This window comes from Meridianimarinicoccus marinus (assembly GCF_040689105.1).
GTDB lineage: Bacteria > Pseudomonadota > Alphaproteobacteria > Rhodobacterales > Rhodobacteraceae > Meridianimarinicoccus > Meridianimarinicoccus marinus.
In genome coordinates this window covers 70,926-89,164 of sequence record NZ_JBFBVU010000004.1, presented here as the reverse complement: position 1 = coordinate 89,164, position 18,239 = coordinate 70,926, and the positions used below count along the sequence as shown (strand labels likewise).

The following is an 18,239-nucleotide window of genomic DNA, read 5'->3' as shown; positions in this document are numbered from 1 at the left end:
GTCTGGAAAAGGTATGGCTGGCGTATGGCTGCTGGGCGGCTGGGTCACGGGGTCATCCCCATGTCCCAGAAGCCGACCTCCAGCACCGTGGCGCGGGTGAATTGCGCCTGCAACTCGGGCCAGCGCGGGGCAGCGGCGAACTCCGGTCCGATGCGGCGGGCAAGGGCGGCATCGATCATCGCGCCGGTGTCGCGGCAGAGATCCTGATACTCAGCCCCGCCATAGGTCTCGATCCAATCGCCATAGGGGGTGTCGGGGGCGCGTTCGGCGGCGAGCCGCGTGCCGATCTCGCCATAGCCCAGCACACAGGGCGCCAGTGCGGCCAGCAGGTCGGCCAGATCGCCGGAATGCCCGGCGTCCAGCACGTAGCGGGTGTAGGCGAGGTTCTCGGGCCGTTCGGTGGCAGTGAACAGCGCGTCTTCGGGGATGCCCGCCTCGGCGCAGGTGGTCACATGCAACTGCATCTCGTGGTTGACCAGTGCATTCACCGTTGCGGCGGCGGCCTTCATCTCGTCCAGGGTGCGGGATTTGGTGACGGCCAGCGCCCAGGCGCGCGAGAAATGCACGAGGAACACATAGTCCTGCACCAGGTAGTGCAGGAAGCTCTCGCGCGGCAGGGTGCCGTCCTTCAGCCCTTCGACGAAGGCGTGCCGGGTGTAGGCCTGCCAAGGCGCGGCCGCGCCCTGCCGCCACAGGGCGAAGGCGCGGCCATAGTCGGGCGCGGTCATTGCGCGCCCAGATCCACGGCCAGTTGCGACACCGGGCGGGTGCCTTCGACCAGACCGCTGTCGGCAAGGAAGGCCTCGAACCGTGCGTAGCGGCCCGCGTCCAGACCGGCCGGGGTCAGGGAAAAACGCGGATAGGTGTCGACCCAGGCCTTGGCATTCAACTCGTCCTGAAGCTCCTTGGCGGTGCCCGAGAACACCTCCCACGCGGCTTCGGGGTTGTTGATGATGTATTGGGTGGCCAGTTCGGTCGCCGTCAGGAAGCGGCGCAGCATGTCGGCATCCATGGTGTCGGGATTGGCCACATAGATCAGCTCGTCATAGGCGGGGATGCCTTCCTCTTCCAGATAGAAGCAGCGGCCCGCGATGCCTTCGATCTCCATCTGGTTGAGCTCGAAGTTGCGGAAGGCGCCGATGACCGCATCCACCTGACCGGCCATCAGGGCGGGCGACAGCGACCAGTTGACGTTGACCAGTTTGATGTCGTCCATGGTCAGCCCGCCGTTCGACAGGACCTTGGTCAGCAGCGCCTCTTCGACACCGGCGACCGAAAAGCCGACCTTGCGACCGTCCAGATCGGCAATGGTCTTGACCGGGCCGTCTTCCAGCACCAGCAGGCAGTTCAGCGGCGTGGCGACCAGCGTGCCGACGCGGATCAGCGGCAGGCCTTCGGCCACCTGAAGATGCAGTTGCGGCTGGTAGGAGACCGCCAGATCGGCGCGGCCCGCGGCCACCATCTTGGGCGGGTCGGAAGGGTCAGCGGGGGCGATGATCTCGACCTCAAGGCCCTGACCTTCGAAATAGCCCAGTTCCTGCGCGACGATGATCGGCCCGTGATCGGGGTTCACGAACCAGTCGAGAATCAGGGTCATCTCGTCGGCGGCCTGCGCGGGCAGGGCAAGCATCAGGGCGAGGGCAGAGGCGGCAAGGGATCTCATCCTTGGGTCCTTTCAGGATAGGTGGCCGCGGGCGGCCAATAGGCGTGAAAATGATGGGTCGGGCCGTGGCCGTGGCCGACGGACAGATCGCCCGCCTTGGCAACAGCGCCGGTGACATAGGATTTCGCGGTGCGCACCGCTTCGGGGTCCGAGGCGCCCATGGCCAGTTCGGCGGCCAGCGCCGAGGACAGGGTGCAGCCGGTGCCATGGGTGTTGGCGGTGGGGATGCGGGCAGCTTCGAACCAGCGCAGGCCGTGGTCCGAAACCAGCAGGTCGGGGCTTTGGTCGCCGGGCAGGTGGCCGCCTTTCAGCAGCACGGTGCGGGGGCCGAGGGCGCGCAGGGCGGTGGCCTGCGCCTCCATCTCGGCACGGGTGGTGGCGGGGGCCGCGCCCAGCAGCGCAGCGCCTTCGGGCAGGTTGGGCGTCAGATGGGTGGCCAGCGGCAGCAGGTGGCGGGTCAGCGCCTCCACCGCGTTTGGGTCCAGCAGGGCCGCGCCGCCCTTGGCGATCATCACCGGGTCCAGCACCACGGGAATGCCGCGATGCGGGGTCAGGGCGCGGGACACGGCTTCGGCAATCTCGGCGGTGGCGATCATGCCGATCTTCACCGCATCGACGCGCACATCGGCGAAGACGGCGGCGATCTGGTCGGCCACGAAGTCCGGCGGCACGAGGTGCACGCCGGTCACACCGGTGGTGTTCTGCGCGGTCAGGGCGGTCAGCGCGGCCATGGCGTAGCAGCCGCGCGCCGAGATCGCCTTGAGGTCGGCCTGGATGCCGGCGCCGCCCGAGGGGTCGGAGCCGGCGATGGACAGCACGTTGGGGATCATGGGCGGGCCTCCGAGAGAGCGGTGACAAGGGCGCGTGTGGCGGTCTGCGGGTCGGGCTGGCCGCAGATGGCCGAAACCACGGCAAGGCCCTGTGCGCCGGCTCTCAGGGCGTCTGGCGCGTGTTCGGGCTTGAGCCCGCCGATGGCCACGGCGGGCACCGGCGCGGCGGCGACGATGCGGGCCAGACCGTCGAACCCCACGGGCGTCTTGTGGTCGGTCTTGGTGGGGGTGGCGAAGACCGGGCCGCAGCCGACGTAATCGACAAGGGCCGGGTCCACCTGCGCGGCAAGCTCGGGGGATTCTACCGACAGGCCGAGCAGCGGGGTCGCGCCCAGCCGGGCGCGGGCCTCGGCCACCGGCAGATCGCCCTGACCGATGTGCAGCCCATGGGCGCCGATGGCCAGCGCGGCCGCGATGTCATCGTTGACGATCAGGGCCACATCGGTGCCCTCCAGCAGCCGCATCAGGGCGCGGCCGGTGTCGATCAGGGCTTCGGTGCCGCCAGTCTTGTCGCGCAGTTGCACCACCGTGATGCCGCCCGCCAGCGCGGCGCGGGTGGTGGCGATCATGCCCTCGGGGCCGCCGCAGAGGCCGGGATCGAGCACCAGATAGGCCGAGAGGTCGGGCAGGGGACGGCGGCTCATGCGGCGTGCCTTTCGATCCAGTCCAGATCTTCGGGCCTGGCAAGATACAGGGCATCCAGAAAGGCGGGTGCGAAGCTGCCCGGTCCGGCGGCGCAGGGGCCGGCGCGCTGACCGGCGGCGGCAAACAGCGTCAGGGCGGCTGTGGCGGCGTCGAACGGGTCCTCGGTGACGGCGGCGAAGGCGGCCACCAGGCTGGACAGGGCGCAGCCGGTGGCGGTGACGCGCGGCATCAGCGGGTGGCCGCCATGGATGCGCAGGGCGCGGGCGCCGTCGGTGACGAAATCAACCGCGCCGGTGATGGCCACGGTGCCGCCGGTGCGGGCGGCCAGCGCGCGGGCGGCACCCTCGGCGGCGGCCACTGGATCGCTGGCGTCGACGCCGCGCCCGTCGGACGCCTCGCCTGCCAGCGCCAGGATTTCCGAGGCGTTGCCGCGAATGATGGTCGGGCGCAGATCCACAAGGTCTTGGGCGACGCGGGCGCGGTAGGGGGTGGCGAAATGGCCGACCGGATCCAGCACCCATGGGGTGTGCGCGGCCTGCGCCCCGGCGATGGCCGCGCGCATGCCGTCGACCCAGGGCGGCGACAGGGTGCCGATGTTGATCGACAGCGCGCCGACAACACCGGCGAAATCGCCGCTTTCCTCGGCGCAATGGATCATGGCCGGGGCGGCGCCCGCCGCCAGAAGGACGTTGGCCGAGAAGTTCATGGCCACGAAATTGGTGATGCATTGCACCAGCGGAGTCTGGGCGCGCAGGGCACGCAGGGCCTCGGCAGGGGGGGTGGTCACGTCTTGCGCCTCCTCTCAAGACGCAGGAGGCGATGCGGATCGGCGACGGGGCGGCTCCGCAAGACTTCCTACGCCGGGATCAACCGGATCAGGTTCCAAGGGTACGTCTCAGCCCGTGCGGGCGCCCCTGTCTCGGGCTGGGGGTAAACCACAGGCTTGCGGCTGTGTCACGGGCGAAAATCGGCGCAGGGGCAGGGGGCGCGGGGCCGCTTGTGCCGGATCGGGCGTGTTCGGCGCGGAATCACGGCTGGCGCGTGCGCTGTGCAAGGGCTGAGAAACCGGCGGGGTGCTGGCAGCGGCGCGTGCCATGCGGGCGGTGCCGGCAGGCGCCACGGCAGAGTGTTGAGTGCCCTGTGCCGTGGCCGAAGGGCAAGGCGCTTGGGAGGGAAAGTCGGGCGCGCACCGGGGTTGCTTGGGCTGTGCGCTAGGGCAGACCCCTGAACCGGGCTGGAAGCGGGGCGGCGCGCACCTGCGCTGGCGTCCTGCGCGCGCCGCCGCCGGACCCGCGGGGGCAAGGAAGTCTCCCCACGGGTCATCCGAATGACATGGTGAGTGCATCTTGCACCGGCCGTTTCCGGCACCAGTTCCGGCAGCCCTCGGTCTAGCAGCCGAATCTCATCAAATTGTTGACGCTGGACCCGCGCGGCCCGGCAACAGGGTCTGGAAATCCCCACCCGGCGCGGATATTCGCAGGCCGCATGGCCTTGCACAACGCTGCGGCACGGCCCGGCAACCCCCCGGTTTGTCACCGCAATATCACTTGCCGTTCCCCCGTGGCTTGTGTCAGCCTTGGACATGCAGACCATTTCCTCCTGGGCCGACAGTGCCCCCCGTTTGATTGCCGTCGCCGCCGGTCGCGCCCCTGCCGACCTTGTTTTGAAAGGCGGCACCTGGGTCAACGTTCACACCCGCGAATGCCTTGATAACCATGATCTGGCCATTGCCGATGGGCGCTTTGCCTATTGCGGCCCTGACGCCAGCCATTGCATCGGGCCGGATACGCAGGTGATCGAGGTCGCCGGGCGCTTCATGATCCCCGGCCTGTGCGACGCGCATATGCACATCGAAAGCGGCATGCTGACCCCGGCGGAATTCGCCCGCGCGGTGATCCCCCATGGCACCACGACCATGTTCACCGACCCCCATGAGATCGCCAATGTGCTGGGCCTGCGCGGCGTGCGGCTGATGCATGACGAGGCGCTGTTGCAGCCGGTCAACATCTTCACCCAGATGCCCAGCTGCGCGCCCTCGGCGCCGGGGCTGGAAACCACCGGCTATGAGATCACCCCCGAGGATGTGGCCGAGGCCATGGGCTGGCCCGGTATCATCGGGCTGGGGGAGATGATGAATTTCCCCGGCGTGGTCAACGCCGACCCCAAGATGCTGGCCGAGATCGCCGCGACGCAAGCCGCCGGCAAGACCGTGGGCGGCCATTACGCCAGCCCCGACCTTGGCCCGGCCTTCCACGCCTATGCGGCGGGCGGTCCGGCGGACGACCACGAGGGCACTTGCGAAGCCGATGCCATCGCCCGCGTGCGTCTGGGCATGCGGTCGATGATGCGGCTGGGCTCGGCCTGGTACGACGTGGAAAGCCAGATCACGGCGGTGACGGAAAAGGGGCTGGACCCGCGCAACTTCATCCTGTGTACCGACGATTGCCATTCCGGTACGCTGGTCAACGCCGGCCACATGAACCGGGTGCTGCGCCATGCCATTGCCTGTGGCTGCGACCCGCTGGTGGCCTTGCAGATGTGCACCATCAACACCGCCAGCCATTTCGGGCTGGAGCGTGAATTGGGATCCATTGCGCCGGGTCGGCGGGCGGATGTGATCCTGACCTCGGATCTGACCGCGCTGCCCATCGAGACGGTGATCGCGCGCGGGCAGGTGGTGGCCGAGAACGGCCAGATCACCGTGGACTGCCCGCATCTGGACTGGCCCGAGGACGCCCGCGCCACGGTGCATCTGGGCAAGACCCTTGCGGATACTGATTTCGAGATCCCGGCCCCCGAAGGCGCCAATCATGTCACCGCCAAGGTCATCGGCGTGGTCGAGAACCAGGCCCCGACCAAGGCGCTGGTGCGCGAACTGCCGGTGGTTGATGGCCGGATCGAAGGTGATGCGGCGCAGGATGTCTGCCAGATCGCGCTGGTCGAGCGTCATCGCGCCACTGGCGAAGTGCAGAATGCCTTCGTGTCGGGATTCGGGTATCAGGGCAACATGGCGATCGCCTCGACCGTGGCCCATGACAGCCATCACATGATCGTGGTGGGCACCGCGCGCGCCGATATGGCGGCGGCAGCGAACCATCTGGGCGATTTGGGCGGCGGCATCACGGTGTTCCGCGACGGGGTCGAACTGGCCTCGGTGCCCTTGCCGGTGGCGGGGCTGATGTCCGACAGCCCGGCGGCCGAGGTGGCCGCACAGGCGCAGGCCATGGTCGAGGCCATGGCGACCTGCGGCTGCACCCTGAACAACGCTTACATGCAGCATTCGCTGCTGGCGCTGGTGGTGATCCCGGAACTGCGCATTTCCGACATGGGGCTGGTGGATGTCACCCGCTTCGAACTGACCGATCTGATTGAAAGCTGAACCCCTGATGAACGACGTATCCCTTCTGACGCCGCCCGAGATGCCGGCGCGCGAATTCACCGATCCCGCGCAGGCCGTGGCCTATCTGCAGGAATTGTACGACCAGGCGCGGATGCATCTGGCCGAAGGGTTCGAGGCGGCGCTGAAAGCGGGCGCACCCTCGGGCCGCTACCGTGCATACTATCCCGAGATCCGGGTGGTCATGGGGTCCTACGCCCCGGTGGACAGCCGGTTGAGCTTTGGCCATGTGGGCCATCCGGGCGAATTCGCGGCCACGGTGACCAGGCCCGACCTGTTCGAGAACTATCTCAAGCAGCAGATCGGGCTGCTGCACAAGAACCATGGCACGGCGGTGCGGATCGGGGTCTCGGACACGCCGATGCCGCTGCATTTCGCCATGGCCGGCAAGGCGGTGCCCCATGACGGCGCGCTGACCTTCGCGCTGCGCGATGCCTTCGACGTGCCCGACCTGGGCTCGACCAACGACGATATCGTCAATGGCATGGTGTCGGCGGGGCCGGGCGCGGTGTCGCCGCTGGCGCCCTTCACCGCACAGCGCATCGACTATTCGCTGGCCCGGCTCAGCCATTACACCGCCACCGATCCCGAGTTCTTCCAGAACCACGTTCTGTTCACCAACTACCAGTTCTACGTCGATGAATTCGAAGCCTTCGCGCGGCAGGTGCTGGGCGACCCGGACAGCGGCTACACGTCGTTCGTGGGGCCGGGCAATGCCACGATCACCGGCCCCAAGGACGACCTGCTGCACCCCGGCAAGCTGCCGCAGATGCCGTCGTATCACCTGACCCGCGCCGACGGCTCGGGGATCACTCTGGTCAACATCGGGGTCGGCCCGTCGAACGCCAAGACCGCCACCGACCATATCGCCGTGCTGCGCCCGCATGCCTGGCTGATGGTCGGCCATTGCGCCGGGCTGCGGAACTCGCAACGGCTGGGGGACTTCGTGCTGGCCCATGCCTATCTGCGCGAGGATCACGTGCTGGACGACGATCTGCCGGTCTGGGTGCCGATCCCGCCGCTGGCCGAGATCCAGGTGGCGCTGGAACAGGCGGTGGCCGAGATCACCCGGCTGGAAGGGTACGAGCTGAAGCGCATCATGCGCACCGGCACCGTGGCCACCATCGACAACCGCAACTGGGAATTGCGCGACCCCACCGGCCCGGTACATCGCCTCAGCCAGTCCCGGGCCATCGCGCTGGACATGGAAAGCGCCACCATCGCCGCCAATGGTTTCCGCTTCCGTGTGCCCTATGGCACATTGCTCTGCGTCTCCGACAAGCCCCTGCATGGCGAGCTGAAGCTGCCGGGCATGGCCAGTGATTTCTACAAGACGCAGGTGTCGCGACACCTGGAAATCGGGGTGCGGGCGATGGAGTTGCTGCGCGACATGCCGCTGGAACGCATCCATTCGCGCAAACTGCGCTCCTTCGAGGAGACGGCCTTTCTCTGAGACCCGAAAAAGCCTTGAAAACTTGCCTTTTTGCCAAGGAAAGCAGGCGAAAACCATTGTGCCGCTGAATCGCTTGCCGCTAGACTGAGGCCAATGACAAAAGGCAGGCTCTGGAGGCTAGAATGAGCAAACCGATGACCAAGGCACAACTGGTGGCAGCAATCGCCGATGAAATGGGGGCAGACAAGAAGACCGCAACCGCGGCGCTGGACGCCATCACCGGGCTGATCACCCGCGAAGTTTCGGGCGGCGGTGCCGTGACCCTGCCGGGCGTCGGCAAGTTCTACTGCCGCGAGCGTCCCGAGCGTATGGTGCGCAACCCCGCGACCGGCGAGCAGATCAAGAAAGAGGCCGACAAGGTGGTCAAGATCACCGTCGCCAAGGCGCTGAAAGACAGCGTCAACGACTGACCCGGTCACAGGGCGCTTGCCCTTGCCGGCACATCATGATCAAGGGTCGCCCGGTGCGGCCCTTTTTCGTTGGAGCGCGACATGGATCTCAAGGCAATTCTGGCGGGGCTGGCTTTCGGGCTGATGTGGTCTTCGGCCTTCACCTCGGCCCGCATCATCGTGGCCGAAGCGCCGCCCATCGCGGCGCTGGCCCTGCGCTTCCTGATCTCGGGCGGCATCGCGGTGGCCATCGCGCTGGCGCTTGGCCAGACATGGCGGCTGACCCGGCGCCAATGGCAGGCGACGCTGATCTTCGGCGTCTGCCAGAACGCGCTCTACCTCGGGCTCAACTTCGTGGCCATGCAAACGGTCGAGGCCTCGGTGGGCTCCATCATCGCCTCGACCATGCCGCTGGCGGTGGCGGCCTTCGGCTGGCTCGCCATGGGCGAACGGCTCGGCCGGCAGGCCATCGCCGGGCTGGTGGCCGGGCTGATCGGCGTGGTGGTGATCATGAGCGCCCGGATCAGCGGCGGCGCCGATCCTTTCGGCATCGGGCTTTGCGTGCTGGGCATGCTGGCGCTGACCACGGCGACGCTGATGGTGCGCGGTGCGACCTCGGGCGGCAACCTGCTGATGATCGTCGGGCTGCAGATGCTCGTGGGCTCGGCGGTGCTCTGGGTGCCGGTGCTGATCACCGGGCTCGAGCCTGTGACCGTGACCTGGCGCCTCGGCGCGGCCTTCGCCTATACCACGGTGGTGCCGGGGCTGCTGGCGACGATCGTCTGGTTCTGGCTGGTCAACCGGGTGGGGGCCACCCGTGCTGCCACCTTCCACTTCCTCAACCCGGTCTTCGGCGTTCTGGTCGCTGCGGTGGTGCTGGGCGAGCCGATCCGGCTGACCGACGTCATCGGGGTGATGATCGTGACCCTGGGCATCCTGGCGGTGCAACTTTCCCGGCAGCGGCCCCTGCAACCGGCCTGACCCGGCCCTCTGGACACCGCCCAACCCCGCTTTTTCTTGGCTGAAATACTCGAAAGGCGCCGCGCAGCGGCGCCCGGCCCAACGGGACGCGCTTCGGCACGAAGCAAGGACGGGCGGGAGCCCCCCTTCCGTCCGCTATGTCCCGATCCGGCCCCGCAGGCCTTCGCCGTTCTGGCCGCGGTGCAGCAGCAGGTGGTCCAGCAGCACGCAGGCCATCATCGCCTCGCCTACCGGCACCGCGCGGATGCCGACGCAGGGATCGTGGCGCCCCTTGGTGATGATCTCGGTCTCTTCGCCGTCGCGGGTGATGGTGCGCCGCGTGGTCAGGATCGAGGAGGTTGGCTTGACCGAGAACCGCAGCACCACGTCCTGCCCGGTCGAGATTCCGCCGAGGATGCCGCCGGCGTGGTTCGAGGAATACTCCGGTCCGTTCGGCCCCATGAAGATTTCGTCGGCATTGGCGCTGCCGGTCAGGGCGGCGGCCTCCATGCCCTCGCCGATCTCGACGCCCTTGACGGCGTTGATCGACATCATCGCGGCGGCCAGATCGGTGTCGAGCTTGCCGTAGACCGGCGCGCCCAGCCCGGCGGGCAGGCCGCTGGCGGTCAGTTCGATCACCGCGCCGACGCTTTCACCGGCCTTGCGCAGCCCGTCCAGATAGGCGGCCCAATCCTCCGCCGCCTGTGCATCGGGCACCCAGAAGGGGTTTTGCGCGATCTGGTCCCAGTCGAACCGCGCGCGGTCGATCCTGTGCGGACCCATCTGCACCATGTAGCCGGTGACCTTCAGATCCGGCACCAGCGTGGCCAGGGCCGCCCGCGCCACACCCCCGGCGGCCACCCGTGCCGCGGTTTCGCGCGCCGAAGAGCGTCCGCCGCCGCGGTAGTCGCGGATGCCGTATTTCTGCCAATAGGTGATATCCGCATGGCCGGGGCGAAACTTCTCGGCGATGTCGCCATAGTCCTTCGACCGCTGGTCGGTGTTGCGGATCATCAGCTGGATCGGCGTGCCGGTGCTCTGGCCCTCGAAGACGCCCGACAGGATCTCGACCGCGTCGGCCTCGCGCCGCTGGGTGGTGAATTTCGAGGTGCCCGGTTTGCGCTTGTCGAGCCAGACCTGAAGCGCCTCGGCCTCGATCGGCACGCCGGGCGGGCAGCCGTCCACGGTGGCGCCCAGGGCGGGGCCGTGGCTTTCGCCCCAGGTGGTGACGCGGAACAGGTGACCGAAGGTGTTGAGGGACATGGGCAGGCTCCTTTGCCCGATGGATTAGCCGGGGCGGGGGCGGGGCTCAAGCCGGAAGCTGCAGTTTTCGGGGCGCGGGCACAATGCCGGGCCACCAATGCAAAACGCGCGCCCTTGGGGACGCGCGTTTCAAAAGAGCGTGGGAAAGACCGATCAATCTTCCTTGGCGGCCTTCTTGACCGGCGCCCAGAGGCGCTTGTTGGTCAGGTACAGCAGCACCGTCAGCACGGTCAGGAACAGCACGGCGGTCAGGCCGGCGTCCTTGCGCGCCATCATCTTCGGCTCGGCGGCCCACATCAGGAAGGCGGCCACGTCCTGGGCGATGGATTCGGCGTCGTTGGGCGAGCCATCGGCGTATTCCACCAGACCGTCCTCGATCGGCGGGCCCATGGCGATCCAGCCGCCGGCGAAGACCTCGTTTTCATAGAACAGCGATCCGGCCTGTTCCTTTTCCTCGCCGGTATAGCCGACCAGCAGGCTGGCGATGTATTCGGCACCACCGATGCCGTTGACCAGCTGGCTGAGACCGCTGCCCAGCGGGCCGTGGAACCCGGCACGGGCCTTGGCCATCAGGCTCAGGTCGGGGGCGTTTTCCAGGTTGCTGCCGGGGAAGTGGTCGGTCGGGGACGCCGGGCGAAAGTCGTCGAGCGCGGGATCGAAGACCTCCCACTGCGCGGCATAGGCCCGGACCTGGTCTTCCGGCAGGGCCGGGCCACCTTCGTCGCCCAGCGTCCGCAGGGGGACGTAGCGCAGGCCATGGCAGGCCGAGCAGACCTCGGTGAAGACCTGAAGGCCGCGCTGCAGCTGATGCTCGTCGTAGGTGCCGAACGGCCCTTCGAACGAGAAGCTGTAGTCGTGGACATGGCCACCGCCACCGGCTGCCAGGGCACCGCTGGCCGAAACGGCCAGGGCAGCGAGCGATGCAAGAACGGTTTTCTTGAACATGGGGTCTCTAGTCCTCTTACTCGGCCGGGGTCGTGGCAGCGGCATCCGCCGATTTCGCTTTGCCGTAATGGGCCTTGAAGTCGTCTTCGATGGTGGCGACCTGGGGCTCTGGCTTCTCGATCACGCCCAGCAGCGGCAGGATGACCAGGAAGTAGGCAAACCAGTAGGCCGAGGCGATCAGCGACAGCGACGAATAGGGCTCTTCGGCGGGCATGGCGCCCAGCCACATCAGGGCCATGAAGTCAAAGCACAGCAGGTAGAACCACCACTTGAACATGGGGCGGTAGCGACCCGAGCGCACCGACGAGGTATCAAGCCAGGGCACCAGGGCCATCACCGCGATGGCGCCGAACATGGCCAGAACCCCGAAGAACTTGGCGTCGATGATGCCGAAGGACAGGAAGTTGGCGATCTGCACGACCCAGACGTCGGCGGTGAAGGCGCGCAGGATGGCGTAGAACGGCAGGAAGTACCATTCGGGCACGATGTGCGCGGGCGTCACCAGCGGGTTGGCCTCAAGATAGTTGTCCGGGTGGCCAAGATAGTTCGGCATGAAGCCGACGATGGCGAAGAAGATCACCAGCACGAAGGACAGCGCGAACACATCCTTGATCACGAAGTAGGGCCAGAACGGCAGGGTGTCTTTCTTGACAGCGTCCTTGCTGTCGGTGCGCACCGGCACGCCCGACGGGTTGTTGTTGCCGGTGGTGTGGAAGGCCCAGATGTGCACGACCACGAGGGCGGCAATCACGAAGGGCAGCAGGTAGTGCAGCGAGAAGAAGCGGTTCAGCGTGTAGCCGCCCACCGCCGGTCCGCCCAGCAGCCAGGTCTGGATCGGTTCGCCGATGAAGGGGATGGCGCCGAACAGGCCGGTGATCACGGTCGCGCCCCAGAAGGACATCTGACCCCAGGGCAGAACGTAGCCCATGAAGGCGGTGCCCATCATGCACAGGTAGATCAGCATCCCGATGATCCATGTGATCTCGCGGGGGGCCTTGTACGACCCGTAGAACAGGCCGCGGAAGATGTGCAGGTAGACGGCAACGAAGAACAGCGAGGCGCCGTTGGCGTGCAGGTAGCGCAGCATGTGGCCACCGTTCACGTTGCGCATGATGTGCTCGACGCTGGCGAAGGCCGCGCTTTCCGACGGTACATAGTGCATCACCAGCACGATGCCGGTGGCGATTTGCAGCACCAGGCAGAAGGCCAGGACGATGCCCCAGATCCACATCCAGTTGAGGTTCTTCGGAGTGGGGATCATCAGGGTGGTGTAGAGCAGGCCGATGATCGGCAGGCGGCTTTCCACCCACTTCTCAGCTTTGGTCGACGGCTCGTAATGGTCGTGAGGTATTCCGGACATACGGGCTCTCCCTTAGCCGAGTTTGATAGTTGTTTCGTCGGCGAAGGCGGCGACGGGAACATGAAGGTTCTCGGGAGCGGGTCCGCGACGGATCCGGCCCGAGGTGTCGTAGTGCGACCCGTGGCAGGGGCAGAACCATCCGCCGTAGTCACCGGCGCCATCGCCCAGCGGGACGCAGCCCAGGTGGGTGCAGACGCCCATCATCACCAGCCATTCGCCGCTTTCGTCCAGCGCGCGGTTGGCATCTTCGGCATCGGTCGAGGCGTCGAGGTTGAAGTTGCGGGCGAGAGGGTCGATGAGCTCGCTCATCTCGACGCCCTGGGCCTCGGCAATCTCTTCTTCGGTCCGGCGGCGCAGGAACACCGGCTTGCCCAGCCACTGAACCGTGATCTGGGTGCCGCTTTCAACGCCGCTGATGTCGACGCGGATCGACGACAGCGCCTGAACATCGGCGCTGGGGTTCATCTGGTTGACCAGCGGCCAGACAGCGGCGCCGGTTGCAACCGCACCGGCCCCGGCGGTCGCGTAGTAAAGGAAATCCCGGCGGGTGCCTTCGTGATCTTCTGCGTGGGACACGGAAATTCTCCATCATTTTCGTCGGAATGACCGACGCAAACCCTGGCCGCATGTTACGCAGCCTCACCGCCGGTAGGTAGACCTCTGCCCGGTACGGGTCCAGCGGACAATCTAGCGCATGACGGGCGAAATGCCGCATTATTGCCCTGTTTGCGGTCTCAAACGGCGACATTATGTGAAAAGGGATTGCACCGGCTTCGGTTGACTGCCAGATCCGAGGTCAGTTTCACGCCTCGCCCATGCCCCGGATCATCGCACGCGACACATCGGGGGCCGGAGAACCTGACATGCGCAAGATTTCAACGCTTCTCGCCGCCCCGATCCTGGGCGCCGCCCTGTCGGTCGCCGCGTTGCCCGCAGCGGCCGAGTTCGAATTGCAGGCCTACGGCGGATTTCAGACCTCCCCGCACAGCACCGTCAAGGGGTCGGACCCGAACGGCGTCGGCGATTTCAACTTCACCGCCGGGTGGGAGGGCAAGTCCTTCGAGGCACCGCCCTATTGGGGCGTGCGCGGCATCTGGTGGCGCGACGAGGTTCTGGGCTTCGGTGTCGATTTCAACCACGCCAAGGTTTATGCCGATGACGAGACCCTGGATGAAAGCGGCTTCGACCGGCTGGAGTTCACCGACGGGCTGAACATCCTGACCGCCAATGTGTTCCGGCGTTTCCCCAGCCTTGAGCGCAAGTGGACGCCTTATGTGGGCGGCGGCGCCGGTGTGGCGATCCCGCATGTGGATGTGACGTCCTCGGGCGGCAAGACCTTCGGCTACCAGGTAACCGGCCCGGCGGTGCAATGGGTGGCCGGCGTGTCCTATCCTTTCACCGAGAGCTGGTCGGTCTTCGGCGAATACAAGGGCACCTATTCGATGAACAAGGCGGATCTGAAGGGCGGCGGCAATCTGGAGACCAACATCGTCACCAACGCGCTGAACCTGGGTGTCGGCTTCCGCTTCTGAGCCATCTTCACCTTGCAGGCTTCAAGCCCCCGGTTGCAGCGCCGGGGGCTTTTTCGTGTCACCCCGCCGGCGGTACCGTGGCCAGCATGGACGGGCGTTCGGCGAAACCGGCGTACCAGTCGGACAGGGCCGGGGCCTCGGCGCGCCAGTTGCGGGCGTCGTGGCGGAAGTCCAGATAGCCAAGCGCACTGCCCACGGCGATCTGCCCCATGGTCATCGGCCCAGCCAGATGACCGATCCAGCGCGCTTCCAGCGCGTCGATCGAGCGTGCGATCTTGGCCCACCAGGCATCCTTGAGGGCATCGACCGAGGTGCCCTCGGGGCGGATGCGATCCTCGTAGACCATGGTGATGGCGGCATCGAGGATGCCATCGGCGGTGGCTTCCAGTGTCAGCACGTCCCAGCGGTGTGGTGCCTCGGGGTACAGCCCGGCCCCGGCCCGATGATCGAGGTACTGGGTGATGACGCGGCTGTCATACAGCGCCGGACCTTCGGGGCGTTCCAGCACCGGGATCTTGCCCAGCGGGTTCTGGGCCAGCGGCATGGCCGAACTGTCCAGCGGGGTGCCGCCGGTCAAAACAAACTCGACGCTGTCGATCTGGCCGGTCTCACGCAGCAGCACGAGACATTTGCGAGCATAGGGGGAGGTGAGGGAGCCGTGCAGACGCATGGGACGCGATCCTTCTGGTTGCGGTCGCGCGAACCCTAGGACTGTTTGAGCGGTTCCTCAAGTCAGGCGGCGAGGCGGGTTCCGTCATGGCCGGAAATCCGGGCCGTCACGATCTGGCCCACGGGCTGGGCCGTGGCAAAGCGCACCTCGGCGAATTGCGGGGTGCGGCCCAGATCGGGCGCCTCCATTAGCACCGGATGGTCACGGCCCAGTTGCGCCTCCAGATGCCGGGTCACCGCGCTGGTGCCCGCCGCCCGCAACCGCGCGGCGCGGTCCTTGATGGCAACGCCGTTCACGGGGGGCATTTTCGCCGCCGGGGTGCCCGGACGCGGCGAATAGGGAAAGACGTGCAGCCAGGTCAGGTGGCACTCCTCGACCAGTTTCAGCGAGTTTTCGAACATCGCCTCGGTCTCGGTCGGAAATCCGGCAATCAGATCGGCGCCGAAGGTGATGTCGGGGCGCAGGCGGCGGGCCTCTTCACAAAAGGCGATGGCGTCGTCGCGCAGGTGGCGGCGCTTCATCCGCTTCAGGATCATGTCGTCACCGGCCTGCAATGACAGGTGCAGGTGGGGCATCAGCCGGGGCTCGGTGGCGATGGCTTCCATCAGCGCCGGGTCGGCTTCGATCGAGTCGATGGAACTGATGCGCAGGCGCGACAGGTCAGGCACCAGCTTCAGGATGCGACGCACCAGATCGCCCAGACGCGGCCCGCCCGGCAAATCGGCCCCCCAGGAGGTCAGGTCGACCCCGGTCAGCACCACCTCGTTATAGCCCTTGTCCACCAGCCGTGTGATCTGATCGACCACCACGCCCGCGGGCACCGAGCGCGAGTTGCCGCGCCCGAAGGGGATGATGCAGAAGGTGCAGCGATGATCGCAGCCGTTCTGCACTTGCACGTAGGCGCGCGAGCGGGTGCCGAAGCCGTCGATCAGATGGCCGGCGGTTTCGCGCACCGACATGATGTCATTGACCTGCACCTTCTCGGTCTCGCCGATCCAGTCGGCCCCGGCCAGCCCGGCCCAGGTCTCGGGCTGCATCTTTTCGGTGTTGCCGATGACGCGCGCAACCTCGGCCATTTCGGCAAAGCTGTCGGGATCGGTCTGCGCGGCGCAACCGGTGACGATGATCCTGGCTTGTGGGTTGTCGCGGTGCAGGCGGCGGATGTCCTGCCGGGCCTTGCGCACCGCTTCCGAGGTCACCGCGCAGGTGTTGACGATGATCGCATCGTCCAGCCCGGCCTGTGCCACCAGATCCTTCATGGCTTCGGTTTCATAGGCGTTCAGGCGGCACCCGTGGGTCGAGAACACCGGCGGTTTGGCGGTCATGACAGCGCCGCCAGCAGGCCGGGCGACAGGGTGCCGGAAAACACCTCGGCTGTGGGGCCGGTCATCCAGACACCATCCTCGCGCCAGTCGATGGTCAGCCAGCCGCCGTCCAGTTCGATCCGGACCTCACGCCCGGTCAGCCCAAGTTTATGGGCGGCCACCGCCACCGCGCAGGCGCCCGAGCCGCAGGCCAACGTTACCCCGGCGCCGCGTTCCCAGACCCGCATGCGCAGGGTGCCGTCTTTGCGGTGTTCGATGAATTCGACGTTGGTGCGTTCGGGAAACAGCGGGTCGTGTTCTAGCTTCGGGCCGATTACGTCCAGCGCCACGGCCTCGGCATCGGTCACAACGGTGATGCAATGGGGATTGCCCATACCCACCGCCGCCGGGCGACCGGGCAGGGGCAGCGCCATGATGTCGACGTCGCGCGCCAGCGGGATATCGCGCCAGTCCAGCTGCGGCTGGCCCATGTTGACCGAGACCATGCCCTCGGCCCCGCGCCGGGCCGTCAGCAGCCCGCGCTCGGTTTCGATGGCAAGGCAGTCGGTGCCGCGTGCGGTCATTTCCCGCTCGGCCACGCAGCGGGTGGCATTGCCACAGGCGCCCGAGCGCGAGCCGTCGGAATTCCAGAAAAGCAGCTTCAGATCGGCCCGCTCGCTGAGCAGAACCTCGGCCAGTTGATCGAAGCCCACGCCGCGATGGCGGTCGCCCACGGCCCGTGCCAGCGCCGGGGTCACCGGCACGCCGCTTTGCGCGGTATCGACGACCACGAAATCATTGCCCAGCCCGTGCATCTTCACGAAGGGCAAGCCGGCTGGAAACTCAGGGGAACTGTTCATCATCGCGGGCATATAGACCCGCCCCGGAAAAAAATAAAGATGCCGCGAAAAAAGTCGGAAAAGCTGCTTGACCCCCCCGGTGGGGATTTATAGGAGGGGGCCTCAAGTGGGCCGTTAGCTCAGTTGGTAGAGCAACTGACTTTTAATCAGTGGGTCGCAGGTTCGAATCCTGCACGGCTCACCACTTGAACAGATTGATCGGAAACGAAAAACCGCCAAGCCTCTGCTTGGCGGTTTTCGGTTTGTCAACCATCCCTCATACGACCTGTCAGGCCCGCCTGTGTCGCGACCTTTGCCGTGTGGTTTAGCATGTCTGGGGGACTGTCCGCGGGTGCCACTGCTCAAAGGGCGGCACTGGCCATCGGCGCAATCGGGATGCGCAGCGCCGGCAGTTCAAAGCTGTATCTGGCCGGGGTCTTTCACGCATCAGGCAGTGTCGGAGACCCGCGGAAGGGCAGGGCAGAGACCCGCGGGGGCGGTCCCCGTCGAGGCTTTCGGATCGCGCGTGCCGGGTGCAGATGCGCGGCAATGGCGCTTCGGTAAGTGCTGGATTCCCGGTTGTGATCAAGCGCCTGCATGGCCGGCGCACGGGCGGCGACGCGGCGGTTTGGCCCGTTCACCCAAATACAACTTAAAGTAGATTAGAAGGCGGCCTGAAAAATTGCGGGAAAGCCCTGCTGTCAATAGCAAAGAGTTGTCCATGGATGCGTCTTTTCGGCTTATGGTTGGGGATCAAACATCAAAGGTCGCGTCGGGTGGGCTCCCCAACGCGCCTTTAGGGGAGGTTTCGATATGTCGTACCCATTTGATTTCAAAGGCGTTGTTGGGGAACATGTACGACCGAAATTTCCCAGATGGATGCGGCGGCGTCTGACCCATCTGGCGCGACGGGGTGATTATCAGGCCGAAAGTTCGTTACGATTCGACCCGCTTGAGCCCCGCCTGCTGCTTTCCGCAGACCCGTTGAC

17 protein-coding genes, 1 tRNA gene, 1 pseudogene and 1 riboswitch are annotated in these 18,239 nt (G+C 66.5%); of the genes and pseudogenes, 7 read left to right on the top strand and 12 right to left on the bottom strand.

What is annotated here, in order from left to right; genetic code table 11:
• Nucleotides 1-44: 44 nt before the first annotated feature.
• From tenA to thiM, 5 genes are read right to left on the bottom strand one after another with little or no spacing between them, the layout of a single operon-like run.
• Nucleotides 45-728 carry a thiaminase II gene (gene tenA, locus AB0T83_RS05120; protein ID WP_366191973.1) on the bottom strand — a complete coding sequence of 228 codons (684 nt, stop codon included), beginning with the start codon at nt 726-728 and terminating at the stop codon, nt 45-47.
• The gene (locus tag AB0T83_RS05115) at nt 725-1,663 is read right to left on the bottom strand and encodes an ABC transporter substrate-binding protein (protein WP_366191972.1); all 939 of its coding nucleotides are present in this window, start codon (nt 1,661-1,663) and stop codon (nt 725-727) included. The genes tenA and AB0T83_RS05115 overlap by 4 nt, the downstream gene beginning before the upstream one ends.
• The gene (thiD, locus tag AB0T83_RS05110; RefSeq protein WP_366191971.1) at nt 1,660-2,493 is read right to left on the bottom strand and encodes a bifunctional hydroxymethylpyrimidine kinase/phosphomethylpyrimidine kinase; all 834 of its coding nucleotides are present in this window, start codon (nt 2,491-2,493) and stop codon (nt 1,660-1,662) included. The genes AB0T83_RS05115 and thiD overlap by 4 nt, the downstream gene beginning before the upstream one ends.
• Nucleotides 2,490-3,137: a thiamine phosphate synthase gene (gene thiE / locus AB0T83_RS05105; protein WP_366191970.1), complete on the bottom strand. Its 648-nt coding sequence runs from the start codon at nt 3,135-3,137 to the stop codon at nt 2,490-2,492. The genes thiD and thiE overlap by 4 nt, the downstream gene beginning before the upstream one ends.
• On the bottom strand, nt 3,134-3,925 hold the full coding sequence (gene thiM, locus AB0T83_RS05100; RefSeq protein WP_366191969.1) for a hydroxyethylthiazole kinase: 792 nt from the start codon (nt 3,923-3,925) through the stop codon (nt 3,134-3,136). The genes thiE and thiM overlap by 4 nt, the downstream gene beginning before the upstream one ends.
• A 48-nt stretch (nt 3,926-3,973) precedes the next feature.
• Nucleotides 3,974-4,064: riboswitch (TPP riboswitch) on the bottom strand.
• Nucleotides 4,065-4,720: 656 nt separating this feature from the next.
• Here thiM and ade point away from each other — a divergent pair.
• The 4 genes from ade (at nt 4,721) to AB0T83_RS05080 (ending at nt 9,358) form a co-directional block, all read left to right on the top strand.
• Nucleotides 4,721-6,517, top strand: coding sequence for an adenine deaminase (gene ade, locus AB0T83_RS05095; protein ID WP_366191968.1), 1,797 nt, complete (start codon nt 4,721-4,723; stop codon nt 6,515-6,517).
• 7 nt (nt 6,518-6,524) lie between these two features.
• The gene (locus AB0T83_RS05090; protein ID WP_366191967.1) at nt 6,525-7,988 is read left to right on the top strand and encodes an AMP nucleosidase; all 1,464 of its coding nucleotides are present in this window, start codon (nt 6,525-6,527) and stop codon (nt 7,986-7,988) included.
• Nucleotides 7,989-8,110: 122 nt separating this feature from the next.
• Nucleotides 8,111-8,398: an HU family DNA-binding protein gene (locus AB0T83_RS05085; protein WP_193139446.1), complete on the top strand. Its 288-nt coding sequence runs from the start codon at nt 8,111-8,113 to the stop codon at nt 8,396-8,398.
• A gap of 81 nt (nt 8,399-8,479) precedes the next feature.
• On the top strand, nt 8,480-9,358 hold the full coding sequence (locus tag AB0T83_RS05080; RefSeq protein WP_366191966.1) for a DMT family transporter: 879 nt from the start codon (nt 8,480-8,482) through the stop codon (nt 9,356-9,358).
• Between the two features lie 135 nt (nt 9,359-9,493).
• Here the strand turns inward: AB0T83_RS05080 and aroC are convergent, their stop codons facing one another.
• The 4 genes from aroC to petA form a co-directional block, all read right to left on the bottom strand.
• Nucleotides 9,494-10,600 carry a chorismate synthase gene (gene aroC / locus AB0T83_RS05075; protein ID WP_366191965.1) on the bottom strand — a complete coding sequence of 369 codons (1,107 nt, stop codon included), beginning with the start codon at nt 10,598-10,600 and terminating at the stop codon, nt 9,494-9,496.
• Between the two features lie 153 nt (nt 10,601-10,753).
• A complete protein-coding gene (locus AB0T83_RS05070; protein ID WP_366191964.1) occupies nt 10,754-11,545 on the bottom strand; it encodes a cytochrome c1 in 792 nt (263 codons plus the stop codon).
• 16 nt (nt 11,546-11,561) lie between these two features.
• Complete coding sequence (gene petB / locus AB0T83_RS05065) at nt 11,562-12,905, bottom strand: cytochrome b (RefSeq protein ID WP_366191963.1); 1,344 nt, start codon at nt 12,903-12,905, stop codon at nt 11,562-11,564.
• A gap of 12 nt (nt 12,906-12,917) precedes the next feature.
• Nucleotides 12,918-13,481, bottom strand: a complete 564-nt coding sequence (petA, locus tag AB0T83_RS05060) for a ubiquinol-cytochrome c reductase iron-sulfur subunit (RefSeq protein WP_366191962.1) — start codon at nt 13,479-13,481, stop codon at nt 12,918-12,920.
• 287 nt (nt 13,482-13,768) lie between these two features.
• Between petA and AB0T83_RS05055 the strand changes: the two genes are divergently transcribed.
• Nucleotides 13,769-14,437: an outer membrane protein gene (locus AB0T83_RS05055; RefSeq protein WP_366191961.1), complete on the top strand. Its 669-nt coding sequence runs from the start codon at nt 13,769-13,771 to the stop codon at nt 14,435-14,437.
• A 58-nt stretch (nt 14,438-14,495) separates the two neighbouring features.
• Here the strand turns inward: AB0T83_RS05055 and AB0T83_RS05050 are convergent, their stop codons facing one another.
• The 3 genes from AB0T83_RS05050 to dapF form a co-directional block, all read right to left on the bottom strand.
• On the bottom strand, nt 14,496-15,107 hold the full coding sequence (locus AB0T83_RS05050) for a glutathione S-transferase (RefSeq protein ID WP_366191960.1): 612 nt from the start codon (nt 15,105-15,107) through the stop codon (nt 14,496-14,498).
• A 62-nt stretch (nt 15,108-15,169) separates the two neighbouring features.
• Entirely contained in the window at nt 15,170-16,432 is a 1,263-nt protein-coding gene (gene mtaB / locus AB0T83_RS05045; RefSeq protein ID WP_366191959.1) for a tRNA (N(6)-L-threonylcarbamoyladenosine(37)-C(2))-methylthiotransferase MtaB, read from the bottom strand.
• Nucleotides 16,429-17,271: a diaminopimelate epimerase gene (gene dapF, locus AB0T83_RS05040; RefSeq protein WP_366191958.1), complete on the bottom strand. Its 843-nt coding sequence runs from the start codon at nt 17,269-17,271 to the stop codon at nt 16,429-16,431. The genes mtaB and dapF overlap by 4 nt, the downstream gene beginning before the upstream one ends.
• A 108-nt stretch (nt 17,272-17,379) precedes the next feature.
• Here dapF and AB0T83_RS05035 point away from each other — a divergent pair.
• Both AB0T83_RS05035 and AB0T83_RS05030 read left to right on the top strand, forming a co-directional pair.
• Nucleotides 17,380-17,455 (top strand) — tRNA-Lys (locus AB0T83_RS05035).
• A gap of 608 nt (nt 17,456-18,063) precedes the next feature.
• Nucleotides 18,064-18,237: pseudogene (locus AB0T83_RS05030) on the top strand (LEPR-XLL domain-containing protein); the annotation flags it as partial.
• Nucleotides 18,238-18,239 lie beyond the last annotated feature (2 nt).

What these genes read in the sequence shown, in the direction of transcription:
- tenA (WP_366191973.1), bottom strand. Translation starts at nt 728, where the DNA reads ATGACCGCGCCCGACTATGGCCGCGCCTTCGCCCTGTGGCGGCAGGGC.
- AB0T83_RS05115 (WP_366191972.1), bottom strand. Translation starts at nt 1,663, where the DNA reads ATGAGATCCCTTGCCGCCTCTGCCCTCGCCCTGATGCTTGCCCTGCCC.
- thiD (WP_366191971.1), bottom strand. Translation starts at nt 2,493, where the DNA reads ATGATCCCCAACGTGCTGTCCATCGCCGGCTCCGACCCCTCGGGCGGC.
- thiE (WP_366191970.1), bottom strand. Translation starts at nt 3,137, where the DNA reads ATGAGCCGCCGTCCCCTGCCCGACCTCTCGGCCTATCTGGTGCTCGAT.
- ade (WP_366191968.1), top strand. Translation starts at nt 4,721, where the DNA reads ATGCAGACCATTTCCTCCTGGGCCGACAGTGCCCCCCGTTTGATTGCC.
- AB0T83_RS05090 (WP_366191967.1), top strand. Translation starts at nt 6,525, where the DNA reads ATGAACGACGTATCCCTTCTGACGCCGCCCGAGATGCCGGCGCGCGAA.
- AB0T83_RS05085 (WP_193139446.1), top strand. Translation starts at nt 8,111, where the DNA reads ATGAGCAAACCGATGACCAAGGCACAACTGGTGGCAGCAATCGCCGAT.
- AB0T83_RS05080 (WP_366191966.1), top strand. Translation starts at nt 8,480, where the DNA reads ATGGATCTCAAGGCAATTCTGGCGGGGCTGGCTTTCGGGCTGATGTGG.
- aroC (WP_366191965.1), bottom strand. Translation starts at nt 10,600, where the DNA reads ATGTCCCTCAACACCTTCGGTCACCTGTTCCGCGTCACCACCTGGGGC.
- AB0T83_RS05070 (WP_366191964.1), bottom strand. Translation starts at nt 11,545, where the DNA reads ATGTTCAAGAAAACCGTTCTTGCATCGCTCGCTGCCCTGGCCGTTTCG.
- petB (WP_366191963.1), bottom strand. Translation starts at nt 12,905, where the DNA reads ATGTCCGGAATACCTCACGACCATTACGAGCCGTCGACCAAAGCTGAG.
- AB0T83_RS05055 (WP_366191961.1), top strand. Translation starts at nt 13,769, where the DNA reads ATGCGCAAGATTTCAACGCTTCTCGCCGCCCCGATCCTGGGCGCCGCC.
- AB0T83_RS05050 (WP_366191960.1), bottom strand. Translation starts at nt 15,107, where the DNA reads ATGCGTCTGCACGGCTCCCTCACCTCCCCCTATGCTCGCAAATGTCTC.
- mtaB (WP_366191959.1), bottom strand. Translation starts at nt 16,432, where the DNA reads ATGACCGCCAAACCGCCGGTGTTCTCGACCCACGGGTGCCGCCTGAAC.
- dapF (WP_366191958.1), bottom strand. Translation starts at nt 17,271, where the DNA reads ATGAACAGTTCCCCTGAGTTTCCAGCCGGCTTGCCCTTCGTGAAGATG.